Origin of the sequence: Sphingomonas sp. MM-1 (assembly GCF_000347675.2) — a bacterium.
Taxonomy (GTDB): domain Bacteria; phylum Pseudomonadota; class Alphaproteobacteria; order Sphingomonadales; family Sphingomonadaceae; genus Sphingomonas_E; species Sphingomonas_E fennica.
Map to the genome: position 1 here is coordinate 266,307 of NC_020561.1, position 13,788 is coordinate 280,094.

The window sequence follows — 13,788 nt, forward strand, 5'->3', positions numbered from 1 at the left end:
CGCCCAATCAGCCGCCCATCGCGGAAAGTGGGGCCTGCGCTACAGGATCGCAAGCCCCTTCCGTCGGTTAGCAGCCCAATGGCGCGTGCAGCGGCCCTCAGCGCCCGCCCGTCTTGCGGACGGCGCCGGCATGGCGGCCGACGCTGCCCGAACGGCGCGGCGGGAAGCGGCGCTGCCGCTCGCCGGTGGCCGGGCGCTCGCCGTCATGACGGCGCGGCTGGCGATCGCCCCGCCCGTCGGAAGGCTGCGACGCCGCCGGCTTGGGCAGCTTCGCCTTCTCGGCGATGAAGTTTTCCGGCAGCGGCTGGATTTCCATCTTCACCCGCGTCAGCTTCTCGATGGCCCGCTGATAGGGCCGCTCGTCGTCGGCGATGAAGGCGATGGCGATGCCCGCCGCGCCGGCGCGCGCGGTGCGGCCGATGCGGTGGACATATTGTTCCGGCACGTTCGGCAGCTCGAAGTTGAAGACGTGGCTCACGCCGCCGACGTCGATGCCGCGCGCGGCGATATCCGTCGCCACCAGGATCTTGATCTCGCCCTTGCGGAAGGCGCCCAGCGCACGTTCGCGCTGGGGCTGGCTCTTATTGCCGTGGATCGCCTCGCAGCCGATGCCGGCGGCCTTCAGATGCTTCACCACCCGGTCCGCGCCATGCTTGGTGCGGGTGAAGACCAGCGCGCGATCGATCGGCTCGCTGCGGATGCGCAGGGTAAGCAGCGCCTGCTTCTCCGCCTGGTTGACGAAGGTGGCAAACTGCTCGACCCGCTCGGCGGTGGTCGATTGCGGCGCCACCGAAACCTTCACCGGATCGCTCAGGAAACGATCGCCCAGCTCGGCGATCGCCTTGGGCATGGTAGCGGAGAAGAACAGGCTCTGGCGCTTCTTGGGCAGGAGCTGGTCGATGCGCTTCAGCGCGTGGATGAAGCCCAGGTCCAGCATCTGATCGGCCTCGTCGAGCACGAAGATCTCGACATTCTTCAGGCTCAGCGCGCGCTGGTCGATCAGGTCGAGCAGCCGGCCCGGCGTGGCGACGAGGATGTCGACGCCCGCCTGAAGCTGGCGGATCTGCCGGTTGATCGGCACGCCGCCGAACACGGTCGCCACCGAAAGGCGCAGGAACTTGCCATAGGCGACGAAGCTGTCGGCGATCTGGCTCGCCAGCTCGCGGGTCGGCGAAAGCACCAGCATCCGGCAGCCCTGCGGCGGGCGGTGCTTGGGGTTGCTGGCAAGGATGGCGAGCGACGGCAGGGCGAACGCGGCGGTCTTGCCGGTGCCGGTCTGGGCGATGCCGCACAGGTCGCGCCCGTCCAGCAGCGGCGGGATCGCCTTCAGCTGGATCGGCGTGGGATTGGAGTAATTCTTGGCGGCGAGCGCCTTCAGGATCGGCTCGGGAAGGCCAAGATCGGTGAACTGGGTCAAGTATATAACTTTCGAATGCGGCCAGCGCCCACGACGCTTCATGGCGTGCGGACGGCAAGCGGGTTCGGATGACGACCCGCGTGAAAAGGGAAGCCTCAGGCTAGGGCGTCTCGAGGGAAGGAACCGGCCTGCCATTTGGAAGCGGCAGGAGATCACGCTGCTCCGATCCGGGCATGCGGGCTTGCCGCCTGCCGACGCTGCGTGCCACATAAGGCAGCTGGCGGCTTAAAGCAAGCGCGGGGCGCAGGCGCCCCTTACTCCGCCCCCGCCTGCTTCGCCCCGGCGCGCCTTTGTTCGGACCATTGGGTGATGCCGCGCCGGGCCTCCTGCACGAAGCGCGATCGCCGCACCCCTTCCAGGAACAGCCCGCCCACGATCTTGCCGATCACCCCCACCGGCCGGCGGAACTGCACCAGCAGGACGATGCGCGTCTCATCCGTATCGTTCTGCACCTCATGTTCGAACACGTCGTCGAACACCAAAGCCTTGCCTTCCTCCCAGCTGAGCCACTGGTCCACCACGCGCATCCGGCACTTGTCCTTCTCGCGCGGCACCTGGATGCCGAGGTGGCAGGTAAGGAAAGCCTTGGTCACCCCGGTATGGGTGGGAATGCGGGTGTTGGGCACGAGGATCGAGAAGAAGGCCGAATTCAGCCCCGGCACCTTCGACACCAGCTCGGTCGTGCGCGGGCAGGCCCGGCAATTATTCTCCTCGCGATAGCCGTAGCCGATCAGGAAGAAGGATCGCCAGCGCCCGGCGGGGGCGATGCGGCGGTGATCGGGTGAAACCGAAGCCAGCGGCGGCACCTCCTCGAGGTCCTGAAGCGCGGCTGCGGCCTCCGCCCGGATTTCCTCCCAATGCGCCTCCAGCATCTCGACCCAGGCGAACTCGCTGCGATCGAAAACCGGCCTGTCGCCGATCTTCGAGGATCGCGCGATCCAGCGGTTGGTGATCGGCTGCATGCGCTTGCCGAAGCGCATGATAAGGGGTTTCTTGGGAACCAGCGCCGAACTGGGCGCCAGGCGCGCATTGATATCGTCGGGAATGTCGGCCCGGCCGGTTGCCGCTTGCTCTTTCCCGTTGCTGATCGAATTCACAAATGCCCTCGACGGTTGTGAAATATTGCCCCTCGCCCATCGCTTGGTTAGCCGCGATCGCCGCCCTTCGCCAGCCCGTCCTGCCTCTCCATTTGCTCGCCGCGCCTGTCGCTGTATGTCTGGACGATCCTATCCGGGGGAATCGCAGATGCCTTCCAATTCCTTGATTTACGTGTCGCTTCTGGTGTCCGCCATGCTGCCGCACGCGGCGCAGGCGCGGCTCTCGCCGGCGGAATCGAGGATGGTGGAGACGGTCCGTTCGGAACAGGACCGGTCGATCGCGCTTCTGGAACGGCTGGTGAACGTCAACTCCGGCACCATGAACCTCGCCGGCGTCGAAAAGGTCGGGCAGATGATGCGGGCCGAGCTTGAGCCGCTGGGCTTCGACGTCCGGTGGGTGCCGATGGCGGCTGTCGGTCGCGCGGGCCATATCGTCGCCACCCACAAGGGAGACGGCAAGGGCAAGCGCCTCCTCCTCATCGGCCATCTCGATACGGTTTTCGAACAGCATTCCCCATTCCAGACGTTCGTCCGCAAGGGCGACAAGGCCGAAGGCCCCGGCGCGGGGGACGACAAGGGCGGCATGGTGGTGATGCTCGCCGCGCTCCGGGCGATGCAGGCGGCCGGCACGCTCAAGGCCGCCGATATCGAGATCGTCCTTACCGGCGACGAGGAAGATGCCGGCAGCCCCGTGGAAACGGCGCGCGCCGCCCTCGTCGAAGCGGGCAAGCGCGCCGACGTGGCGCTCGATTTCGAAGGGCTGGTGCGCGACGGCGGGCGCGACATGGGCTCTATCGCGCGCCGCTCCTCCTATAGCTGGACGATCACCGCCACCGGCAGGACCGGCCATTCCAGCCTGATCTTCACGCCCCAATATGGCGATGGCGCCGCCAATGAGCTGGCCCGGATCGTCACCGCCTTCCGCCAGGAGCTGCCCGAACCCAACCTCACCTTCAATGTGGGCCTGATCGCGGCCGGGGCCAATGCCTCGATCGAAGCGGATGGCGCGCGGGCCAGCGCATCGGGCAAGACCAACATCATCCCGGCCATCGCCATCGCCAGGGGCGATTTCCGCACCCTGACCAACGACCAGACGCTCCGTGTCCGCCAGAAGATGGAGGCGATCGTCGCGCGGCATGCCCCGGGCACGGATGCGAAGATCGAGTTCGAGGAAGGTTACCCCTCGATGGCCCCCACCGCCGGCAACCGCGCCGTGCTGGCGAGCCTCAACGGCGTCAACCGCGATCTCGGCCTGCCGGAAATGCCGGAGCTCGATCCGCTCAAGCGCGGCGCGGGGGACATCTCCTTCGTCGCCGGCGATGTCGATGGGCTGGCGGGCCTCGGCCCCTACAGCACTGGCGATCATGCGCCGGGCGAAACCGTCGATCTGCCCAGCATTTCCACCCAGGCGCAGCGCGCGGCGATATTGATGTCCCGGCTCAGCCGCGAACCGCGCAAGTAAAGCCGCCTTTCGCCCTTGATCGGCGGCGCCATCCGCCCCAAATGCGAACCATGCTGATCGAAACCGAAACGACGCCGAATCCCGCCACGCTCAAGTTCCTGCCCGGACAGGCGGTGATGACAGCGGGCACCCGCGATTTCGCCGATGCGGACGAAGCCGCGGCGTCGCCGCTGGCGTCCGCGCTGTTCAGCCTCGGCGATGTCACCGGCGTCTTCTTCGGCCGCGATTTCGTGTCCGTCACGGCGGCGCCCGGCGTCGACTGGCGCGATCTCAAGCCGCAGGTGCTTTCCGTCCTGCTCGATCACTTCTCCAGCGGATCGCCGCTGTTCGCGCCCGGCTCCGCCGCCGAAATCCTCGTGCCGGCGGACGAAAGCTTCGCCGAAAACCCGGAGGACGCCGATATCGTCGCCCAGATCAAGGATCTGATCGATACGCGCGTCCGCCCCGCCGTTGCGCGCGACGGCGGCGACATCGCCTATCGCGGCTTCGATCGCGGCGTGGTCTATCTCGCCATGCACGGCGCCTGTTCCGGCTGCCCGTCCTCGACGGCCACGCTCAAACAGGGCATCGAAACGCTGCTGAAGCATTATGTGCCGGAAGTGACCGAAGTCCGCGCCGCCTGATTTTCCGCGTCCATGTTCAACATTCAAAGGGGTTCATATGGCTGAGAAGCTTTCGGAGGAGGGCCTCGACCTCCTCTTTCGCAAGGCGCGTTCCTACAATGGCTATCTGGATCGTCCCGTCAGCGAAGATCAGCTTCACGCCATCTGGGATCTGGTGAAATGGGGGCCGACCTCGGCCAACATGCTTCCCGCCCGCATCGTCTGGTGCGTCAGCCAGGAATCGAAGGACAAGCTTGCCGCGCTGGCCAGCGGCACCAACGGCCCGAAAATCCAGAGCGCGCCCGTCACCGCGATCATCGGCATGGACATGGAATTTTACGAACATCTCCCCCGGCTTTTCCCGCACGCCGATGCGCGTAGCTGGTTCGCCGGCAATGACGCCCTGATCGAGGCTTCCGCCTTCCGCAACTCCTCGCTCCAGGGCGGCTATTTCATCATGGCGGCGCGCGCGCTGGGGCTGGATACCGGCCCGATGTCCGGTTTCGACAATGCCGCCGTGGACGCCGCGTTCTTCGCCGGCACCAAGGTGAAGTCCAACTTCATCTCCACGCTGGGCTATGGCGATCCCGCGACGATCTTCGATCGATCGCCGCGCCCTGATTTCAAGGATTTCAACAAGATCGTCTGATTCGATGGCACGGCCCGGCAGGGAATTGGTGATCGAGACCGCGACGGCCGCCTGCTCGGTCGCGCTGATCGAGGATGGCGTCGTCATCGCCGCGCTTCACGAAACGGTGGGGCGCGGCCATGCTGAACGGCTGATCCCGATGATCGCCGAGCTTCCCGGAGCGGGCCGTGCGGATGTGATTCGCGTCGATTGCGGTCCCGGCAGCTTCACCGGCATCCGGGTGGGCCTGGCCGCCGCCCGCGCGCTCGGCCTCGGCTGGGGCGTGCCGGTGTCGGGCTTCTCCTCGCTTTCCCTCATCGCCGCGGCCGTTGCCGATCCGCCCGCAACGCTGGCCGTCGCCATCGGCGGCGGGCATGGCGAATTATTCGTCCAGCGTTTCCGCACCGCCCCCCTGCAACCGATCGAGCCCGTCTTTTCGGCCCGGCCGGAGGCTGCGGCCCGGATCGGCGAGGCGCTGGTGGTCGGGGGTGGCGCGGATGCGCTCGTTTCAGCCCGGGGATCGGGCGAGGCGCGCGACGTCGAGGCGAATGCCGCGAACATCGCCCGCCTGCAGGACGAGCTGGTCGCCTTGCCGCCCCACCCCATCTATGTCCGCGCCCCCGATGCGCGGCCGCCGGATTGACGGGCCTGTCCACCAGGGCCGGGGGCGTGCTGCTCCGCGAGGGCGGCGCGCAGGACATCGCCGCGGTCATGACCGTCATGGACGCGGCCTTCGACAAGCAGTTCGGCGAGGCATGGAACGCCCAGCAATGCCTGGGCATCCTCGGGCTTCCCGGCGTCTGGCTGACGATCGCTTCGATCGGCGAGGATGCCGTCGGCTTTGCGCTGTCCCGCGTCATATTGGACGAGGCGGAACTGCTGCTGCTCGGCGTCTCGCCCCGCTTCCGCCGCCGAGGTATCGGCCAGGCACTGCTTGACGCCACGATGGAAAATGCGCGCCATCGCGGAGTGAACCATCTTCACCTTGAAGTCCGCCAGGGCAATCCCGCAATTTCTCTCTACGAACGCAACGGATTTTCAGAGGTAGGAAGGCGTGCTGATTATTATCGCGGCGCAGACGGCAGCCTATTCGACGCGTTCAGCCTGACGCGATCATTACGGCGAGATTGATTACAAAGGAATTTCGTCGAAAACGAGTTGCATTTCCGTTTCAGGCAATTCAATGCGATCCCATGGCCGGCACGAACGGATCGGCCGAATAATCATTGCCAAGGGTTCGCGAAATGAACGAAGACGCCGGTCTCACCGAGACCCTCATCACGCTCACCGCCGATATCGTGTCCGCACATGTGAGCAACAACAGCGTTGCGGTGTCGGATCTTCCGGCGCTCATCCAGAACGTCCACAATGCGCTGGCCAATCTTGGCGGTGAAGCGGCCGAACCCGAAGTGAAGCAGGAACCGGCGGTTTCGGTGCGCGCATCGGTGAAGCCCGACTACATCGTCTGCCTCGAGGACGGCAAGAAGCTGAAGATGCTGAAGCGCCACCTGATGACCCACTATCAGATGACGCCGGAACAGTATCGCGCCAAGTGGAACCTCCCGGCCGACTATCCGATGGTCGCCCCCAATTATGCCGAACAGCGCCGCACCCTGGCGAAGAAGATCGGTCTGGGCACCAAGCGCCGCAAGCGCTGATCCCGGCGATCCGCATGGCAAGGGGCCGGAGCGGGCGACAAGCCTCCTCCGGCCTTTTTGTTGGTGCCGAAGGGTGTTGCCCGCCCTTCCCCCTCGCGCCAAAAATGTCTAGAGCGGATATGCTTTACGAGGGCCGATCGGTTTCGTCCCGCGCCGGACATTCGGCGCGCGGCGATATGCCCGGCCCGCCCATCATCGCCCGCGCGGCGATATGCAGTGTCCAAGAGGAATCATGACGCGGAAGATCGATGTTGAAGCGCTCTGCGCCGAAAAAGGGCTTCGCATCACCGAGCAGCGCCGCGTGATCGCGCGCGTTCTTTCCGAGGCGGAGGATCATCCCGATGTCGAGGCGCTGCACGCGCGCGCTTCGGCGATCGATCCCGGCATTTCGATCGCCACCGTTTATCGGACGGTGCGCCTGTTCGAGGAAGCCGGCATTCTCGAACGGCACGATTTCGGCGACGGGCGCGCGCGCTACGAGGCCGCGGCCGAAACCCATCACGATCACTTGATCGATGTCGAAACCGGCAAGGTGATCGAATTCGTCGATCCGGAGTTGGAGGAGCTTCAGCGCAAGATCGCAACCAAGCTCGGCTTCCGGCTGGTCGATCACCGGATGGAACTTTACGGCGTATCGCTGGATCGTCCGCACTGACGGCATCCGCCCGCCGCGCATGATGTTCCGGCTGCAGCGCCGCCTCGCCCTTGCGGCTGGGAGCCTTATCCTCAGCCTGCCCGGCCATGCGGTGCATCGTATCGTTGGCCATCCCTCGCCCTGGGTCCGGCGCTTCCTGTGGCTGGCGGGCCGATCCTTCGGGCTAAGGACCCGGATCGCCGGCACGCCCGTCCGCGATCATGTGCTCTACGTCGCCAATCACGTCTCCTGGCTGGATATCCTGGCGCTGGGCGGGGCGACCGGCGCGGCCTTCGTTTCGAAGGATGATGTCGCCGGCTGGCCGGTCGTCGGCTGGCTGGCGCGCGAAGGCGGCACCATCTTCATCAGCCGCGCCGATCGCGCCGGGGTGAAGGGACAGGCCGATGCGCTCGGCGCGGCACTTGCCACCGGCAGGCCGGCGGCGCTGTTTCCGGAAGGGACGACCGGGAACGGCCGCGAGCTTCTGCCTTTCCGCGCTTCCTTGCTCGCCTCGCTCGATCGCGCGCCGCCCCATGTCGTGGTGCAGCCCGTGGCGATCGATTACGGCCCGGCGGCCGCCCGGCTCGCCTGGACGGATGGAGAGGCCGCAGGCACCAACGCCCGGCGCGTCCTCGGCACGGCGGGTTCGCTTGGCGTCACCTTGCGCTTCCTCGATCCGATCGATCCCCGGCTGGGCCGGAAGGCCGTGGCGCAGGCCGCACAGGCCGCGATCCAGGCGGCGCTTTTGGAAAGCGGCGCCTTGGTCTATAGCGCCGCGCCATGAACAAGCCCGCCCCCAAGACCTTCCACGTCAAGTCGTTCGGATGCCAGATGAACGTCTATGACGGCGCGCGCATGGCCGAATTGCTCGAGGCCGAGGGGCTGAGCGCGGTCACCGGCGCGGAGGAGGCCGATCTCGTCGTCCTCAACACCTGCCATATCCGTGAAAAGGCGGCAGAAAAGGTCTATTCCGATATCGGCCGCCTGCGTCGTGACGACGGCAGCAGCCCGATGATCGCGGTCGCCGGCTGTGTCGCCCAGGCCGAGGGCGCGGAAATTCCCCGCCGCGCGCCCAGCGTCGATATCGTCGTCGGCCCCCAGGCCTATCACCGCCTGCCCGATCTCGTGCGCGAGGCGCAGAAGGGCGGCCACGGCGCGCGCGCCGTCGATACGAACATGCCCGCCGAATCCAAGTTCGATGCCCTTCCCGCGCGGCGCAGGCAGGGGCCGACGGCCTTCCTCACCGTGCAGGAGGGCTGCGACAAGTTCTGCACCTATTGCGTGGTCCCTTATACGCGTGGCGGCGAGGTATCCCGCCCGTGGCAGGCCGTGGTCGACGAGGCGAAGGCTCTGGTCGATGCCGGTGCGCGGGAGATCACCCTGCTCGGCCAGAATGTGAACGCCTGGGAAGGCGAGGATGAGGCCGGTCGTGTCCAGGGCCTCGGCGGGCTGATCCGCGCGCTGGATCGCCTGCCCGGCCTCGACCGCATCCGTTATACCACTAGTCATCCCAATGACATGCGAGACGATCTTGTGAACGCGCATAAGGATGTGGCGTCGCTGATGCCCTTCCTTCACCTGCCCGTGCAGGCCGGCAGCGATCGCATCCTGAAGGCGATGAACCGCAGCCATACGGTGGAAAGCTATCTGCGCCAGATCGATCGTGTGCGCGCGGCGCGGCCCGACATCGCCATCTCGGGTGATTTCATCGTCGGCTTTCCCGGTGAGACGGAGGAGGATTTCGCGGCCACGCTCGCGCTTGTCGCACGGGTCGAGCATGCCCAGGCCTTCTCCTTCAAATATTCCCCCCGCCCCGGCACGCCCGCCGCGACGATGGGAGATCAGGTCGCGGCGGAAGTGATGGACGATCGGCTGCAGCGGCTCCAGGCCCTGCTCAACAAGCAGCAGCATGATTTCAACCAGGCCAAGCTGGGTATTCGGACCCAGGTGCTGATCGAGCGTGACGGCAAGAAATCCGGCCAGCGGATCGGCAAGTCGCCCTGGCTGCAATCGGTGATCGTCGAAGATGGCCCCGCGATCGGCTCGCTCGTCGATGTCGACATAATAGCCGCGGGGCCGAACAGCCTCACGGGTGCTATTGCATCCTAATTGCAATCAAGCGGATAAAACTTCCGCTCTGCAGCATCGGTCTCGGCATGGATTGATCGATCTCGTGATTTAGAGATATCGATGAGTCCGCATTGACAAGTGATCGAACTAAGTATTTCTTCCGTTCCAGTACCTCGTGTCTATAACAGGGAGAGACACGCATGGGCCGGAAATCCAAGCGCCTTCTTTCGGTGGCCGCGCTCCTTGCCGGGGCGGGGCTGATGATTGCTGCCACCAACGAAAGCTTCGCCGATCTCGTCAACAGGCTCCAGCGCGAAAAGCCGACCTTCGCCAAGCGACAGTCGGACCTGCTGGCCGCGCGTTACGATCTTTCCAATCGCCCGGCGCCTGGCGTCACCATGTCGAAAGGCAAGGCGATCCAGGGCGGCGTGCGCGTCCGCCTGCCTGCGGGCGTGAGCTGGGATCAGCTGGCGAGCCTTTCGCCGGAGGAGATACGCGACCGCGATCTGTGGCCGGCGGGCTTCTATCCCCTGCCCCACCCGCACCACGAAGCAGGCGGCATGATCTTCCCGCAGCCCACGATCGACGAGACCAAGCGGCAGACGCAGCGCGATCTGACCCGTTTCGATCTGGATTATGATCTGCCGCAGCACATGCTGCCGGAATTTCCGGCACCCATTTACCTCACGACGCGGCCCGATCTTGGCGACGTATCGAAGGGCCAGCTGGTAACGCTGGCCAATTATTACGGCATCTTCAAGGACGTGCTCAACCCGAAGCAATTGGAAGGGCTGCGCCTGCTGGTCACGCCCTTCCCGCAACAGCAGTTCAACCAGACGGAAGATCGCCGCGCGCTGACCGCCAATCAGGGCGTCGCCTGCTTCGATTGCCACACCAACGGCCACACCAACGCCGCCACCCACACCGTGGGCGACATCCGCCCGAACGAGCATCGCCATCGCATCGACACCCCGTCGCTGCGCGGCGTCAATGTCCAACGCCTCTTCGGCTCGCAGCGCGCGCTCAAGACGGTCGAGGATTTCACCGAGTTCGAGCAGCGCGCCGCTTATTTCGACGGCGATCAGGTTACGGCGGCCATGAAGGGCGTGAACCCGCTGGAACGCGGCAGCCAGGTCCACTTCATGAGCGAATTCCAGTCGATCCTGGATTTCCCGCCGGCGCCCAAGCTCGACGTGTTCGGCAAGCTCATCCCCGCCAAGGCGACGGAGAGCGAGCTGCGCGGCGAGGCGGTGTTCAATGGCAAGGGCAAGTGCGCCGTTTGCCATAGCGGCCCCTATTTCACCGATAATCTGATGCACAATCTCCAGGTCGAACGCTTCTTCAAGCCGAAGATGATCAACGGCCGCCTCGCTTCGGCCGACGGGCCGATCAAGACCTTCACCCTGCGCGGCATCAAGGATTCGCCGCCCTATCTCCACGATGATCGGCTGATGACGCTCGACGATACGGTGGAATTCTTCAACATCGTGCTGGGGACCAGGCTGACGACGGAAGAAAAGAAGGATCTGGTCGCCTATCTTTACACCCTCTGAACCCCCGGAGGGTTTCGCGGGTCGCAAAGGTGATGCGCCGCTGCATCGGTCGGGATGCAGCGGCGCATCGTCTTAACAGGCCCATTGCCGATCCGCCCGGAAAGCGCCACCTTGGCATTCGCGAGTCCCGCCTGGCCGGCGCGGCTGCACAGGGAGATTTATGTCGCGTAAGCCCGTACAAGCGCAGGCCGGCGATCGCGCCCGCCTGGAAATCCTGTTCGACAAACCCCAGCTGCTGGGCCGCCTGTTCGGCGAATATGACCAGAATCTCGTAGCGATAGAAAACCGGCTCGGCGTCTATATCGCCGCCCGGGGCAATCGGCTGCAGATCGAGGGCGAGGCCCAGGCCGCCGCCCGCGCTCGCGAGGTGCTGACGGGCCTCTACAACCGCATCGTCCAGGGGCAGGACATCGATGCCGGCGCCGTCGACGCGGTGATCGCCATGTCGGCCGAACCGACGCTGGACGGCATCATCCGCACCGACGTCAGCCAGCCGCCCGCCGTGCTGATCCGCACGCGCAAGAAAACCATCGTCCCGCGTTCCACCACCCAGATCCGCTACATGGAGGCGCTGGGCACGTCGGATATCATCTTCGCCCTTGGCCCCGCCGGCACGGGCAAGACCTATCTCGCCGTCGCGCAGGCCGTGCAGCAGCTCATCGCCGGCTCGGTAGACCGGCTGATCCTTTCGCGCCCGGCGGTGGAGGCCGGCGAACGCCTCGGCTTCCTGCCCGGCGACATGAAGGAGAAGGTCGATCCCTATCTCCGCCCGCTCTATGACGCGCTCTACGACATGCTCCCCGCCGAGCAGGTGGAACGCCGCATCGCCAGCGGGGAGATCGAGATCGCGCCGCTGGCCTTCATGCGCGGCCGCACGCTTTCGGATGCCTTCATCATCCTCGACGAGGCGCAGAACACCACGCCGGCGCAGATGAAGATGTTCCTCACCCGCTTCGGCATGAACAGCCGGATGGTGATTTGCGGCGATCCCCGCCAGGTCGATCTTCCGGTGCCCGGCAATTCGGGCCTTGCCGATGCGGTGGCGCGGCTCGAAGGCGTGCAGGGCATCGCCACGGTGCGCTTCGGCGCCGGCGATGTCGTGCGCCATCCGATCGTCGGCCGCATCGTCGAAGCCTATGAGGGCAAGGATGACGAAGCGTGATCGAAACCGCCGTTCAGGTCGAGCCGGCATGGGGTGATGCCGTGGATTGGGAGGCGCTGGCCGAGCGCGCGGTGCTGGCCGCCTTCCGTCACAGTCCGCACGGCTCCCTGGTGGACGATTCCGTCGCGATCGAGGTCTCGGTCCGCTATGCCGAGGATGACGAGGTGCGCGAGCTGAACGCCACCTATCGTGGCAAGGACAAGCCCACCAACGTCCTGTCCTTCCCCATGGTCCAGCCCGATCTTCTGGAAGGGCTGTCGAACAGCGACGATGGCGAGGTGCTACTGGGCGACATCATCCTCGCCCATGGCGTCTGCGTGCGCGAAGCCGAGGAAAAGGGCGTGGCGCCGGCCACCCACGCCACCCATCTCGTCGTCCACGGCACGCTCCACCTGCTTGGCTTCGACCATATCGACGAAGGCGAGGCGGAGGCGATGGAAGCGATCGAGCGCGCCGCCCTCGCCTCGCTCGGCATCGGCGATCCCTATGCGATCGAGGATGATTGAGCGGCCCGGCCGGCGCGATCGACGGGTGGGATATAGCGTCTCGACTCAGGCGGGATAGGACGGCTATTCTGTCCTTCCTGACAAAGGGGACTGAAACACCAATATCATGCCCGACGATTCCAGTAGCGGCGACAGTAGCGGCCGATTGTGGCGGGGCCTGCGCGCCCTTCTCTTCGGTGAGGAAAACGAGCCGACCCTTCGCGACCAGATCGAGGAAGCGATAGAGGAGCATGAAGGGGAGGCCCCCACCAAGGGCGATCTCTCCCCGATCGAACGGCAGATGCTGCGCAACCTCCTCCATTTCGGGGAGCGCACCGCCGGCGATATCGGCGTGCCGCGGGCGGACATCATCGCCGTGCCGGAAACGATCAGCTTCGCCGATCTCGTCGCCACCCTCGTCGATGCCGGCCACAGCCGGCTGCCCGTCTATCGCGAAAGCCTGGATGAGGTGATCGGCATGGTCCATGTGAAGGATGTCTTCACCATCCTTGCATCGGGCGGGCCGCATCCGGCCACGCTGGAAGGCTTGATCCGCCAGCCGCGCTATGTGCCGGAATCGATGGGCGTGCTCGATCTGCTTGCCGAGATGCGGGCCACGCGCACCCACCTCGCCATCGTGCTCGATGAATATTCCGGCACCGAGGGGCTGGTGACGATCGAGGATCTCGTCGAGGAGATCGTCGGCGAGATCGATGACGAGCATGACGAGGAGACGCAGGCGCTGCTCGTGCCGCTGGAAGACGGCATCTGGGAAGCCGATGCCCGTGCGGAGCTGGAGGACGTGGCCGAGATCATCGATCCACGCCTTGCCGAGGTGGACGAGGATATCGACACGATCGGCGGCCTGGCCTCGGTCCTGTCCGGCCATGTGCCGCAGATCGGCGAGGTCGTGACGCACAAGAGCGGCTGGCAGCTCGAGATCACCGATGGCGACGCCAAGCGCGTCTCCCGGCTCCGCCTGCATCCGCCGCGCGACCTGCCGGCCGAGGAGGAGTAGCG

At 65.7% G+C, this 13,788-nt stretch carries 15 protein-coding genes; 13 read left to right on the top strand and 2 right to left on the bottom strand.

The window, feature by feature from the left end:
- Nucleotides 1–97: 97 nt before the first annotated feature.
- A complete protein-coding gene (locus G432_RS01280) occupies nt 98–1,459 on the bottom strand; it encodes a DEAD/DEAH box helicase (RefSeq protein WP_051128687.1) in 1,362 nt (453 codons plus the stop codon).
- Nucleotides 1,460–1,671: 212 nt separating this feature from the next.
- Nucleotides 1,672–2,397 (bottom strand): aspartyl/asparaginyl beta-hydroxylase domain-containing protein, encoded by a 726-nt coding sequence (locus tag G432_RS01285; protein WP_051128775.1) that lies wholly within the window; start codon nt 2,395–2,397, stop codon nt 1,672–1,674.
- Between the two features lie 265 nt (nt 2,398–2,662).
- Between G432_RS01285 and G432_RS01290 the strand changes: the two genes are divergently transcribed.
- The 13 genes from G432_RS01290 to G432_RS01350 all read left to right on the top strand — a co-directional run bounded on the left by G432_RS01290 (nt 2,663) and on the right by G432_RS01350 (nt 13,786).
- Entirely contained in the window at nt 2,663–3,976 is a 1,314-nt protein-coding gene (locus G432_RS01290) for a M20/M25/M40 family metallo-hydrolase (RefSeq protein ID WP_015456998.1), read from the top strand.
- A 50-nt stretch (nt 3,977–4,026) separates the two neighbouring features.
- Nucleotides 4,027–4,599: a NifU family protein gene (locus tag G432_RS01295; RefSeq protein WP_015456999.1), complete on the top strand. Its 573-nt coding sequence runs from the start codon at nt 4,027–4,029 to the stop codon at nt 4,597–4,599.
- 37 nt (nt 4,600–4,636) lie between these two features.
- On the top strand, nt 4,637–5,227 hold the full coding sequence (locus G432_RS01300) for a malonic semialdehyde reductase (RefSeq protein ID WP_015457000.1): 591 nt from the start codon (nt 4,637–4,639) through the stop codon (nt 5,225–5,227).
- A 4-nt stretch (nt 5,228–5,231) separates the two neighbouring features.
- Nucleotides 5,232–5,849, top strand: coding sequence for a tRNA (adenosine(37)-N6)-threonylcarbamoyltransferase complex dimerization subunit type 1 TsaB (gene tsaB / locus G432_RS01305; protein ID WP_015457001.1), 618 nt, complete (start codon nt 5,232–5,234; stop codon nt 5,847–5,849).
- Nucleotides 5,846–6,337, top strand: a complete 492-nt coding sequence (gene rimI, locus G432_RS01310; RefSeq protein ID WP_015457002.1) for a ribosomal protein S18-alanine N-acetyltransferase — start codon at nt 5,846–5,848, stop codon at nt 6,335–6,337. The genes tsaB and rimI overlap by 4 nt, the downstream gene beginning before the upstream one ends.
- Nucleotides 6,338–6,450: 113 nt before the next feature.
- On the top strand, nt 6,451–6,864 hold the full coding sequence (locus G432_RS01315) for a MucR family transcriptional regulator (protein WP_015457003.1): 414 nt from the start codon (nt 6,451–6,453) through the stop codon (nt 6,862–6,864).
- 232 nt (nt 6,865–7,096) lie between these two features.
- Nucleotides 7,097–7,519 carry a Fur family transcriptional regulator gene (locus G432_RS01320; RefSeq protein ID WP_015457004.1) on the top strand — a complete coding sequence of 141 codons (423 nt, stop codon included), beginning with the start codon at nt 7,097–7,099 and terminating at the stop codon, nt 7,517–7,519.
- Between the two features lie 19 nt (nt 7,520–7,538).
- Nucleotides 7,539–8,282 (top strand): lysophospholipid acyltransferase family protein, encoded by a 744-nt coding sequence (locus G432_RS01325; protein ID WP_015457005.1) that lies wholly within the window; start codon nt 7,539–7,541, stop codon nt 8,280–8,282.
- Complete coding sequence (miaB, locus tag G432_RS01330) at nt 8,279–9,607, top strand: tRNA (N6-isopentenyl adenosine(37)-C2)-methylthiotransferase MiaB (RefSeq protein WP_015457006.1); 1,329 nt, start codon at nt 8,279–8,281, stop codon at nt 9,605–9,607. The genes G432_RS01325 and miaB overlap by 4 nt, the downstream gene beginning before the upstream one ends.
- 161 nt (nt 9,608–9,768) lie before the next feature.
- A complete protein-coding gene (locus G432_RS01335) occupies nt 9,769–11,121 on the top strand; it encodes a cytochrome-c peroxidase (RefSeq protein ID WP_015457007.1) in 1,353 nt (450 codons plus the stop codon).
- Nucleotides 11,122–11,281: 160 nt separating this feature from the next.
- The gene (locus G432_RS01340; RefSeq protein WP_015457008.1) at nt 11,282–12,283 is read left to right on the top strand and encodes a PhoH family protein; all 1,002 of its coding nucleotides are present in this window, start codon (nt 11,282–11,284) and stop codon (nt 12,281–12,283) included.
- Nucleotides 12,280–12,789, top strand: a complete 510-nt coding sequence (gene ybeY, locus G432_RS01345; RefSeq protein WP_015457009.1) for an rRNA maturation RNase YbeY — start codon at nt 12,280–12,282, stop codon at nt 12,787–12,789. The genes G432_RS01340 and ybeY overlap by 4 nt, the downstream gene beginning before the upstream one ends.
- 106 nt (nt 12,790–12,895) lie before the next feature.
- Entirely contained in the window at nt 12,896–13,786 is an 891-nt protein-coding gene (locus G432_RS01350) for a hemolysin family protein (RefSeq protein ID WP_041864750.1), read from the top strand.
- Nucleotides 13,787–13,788: the final 2 nt, after the last annotated feature.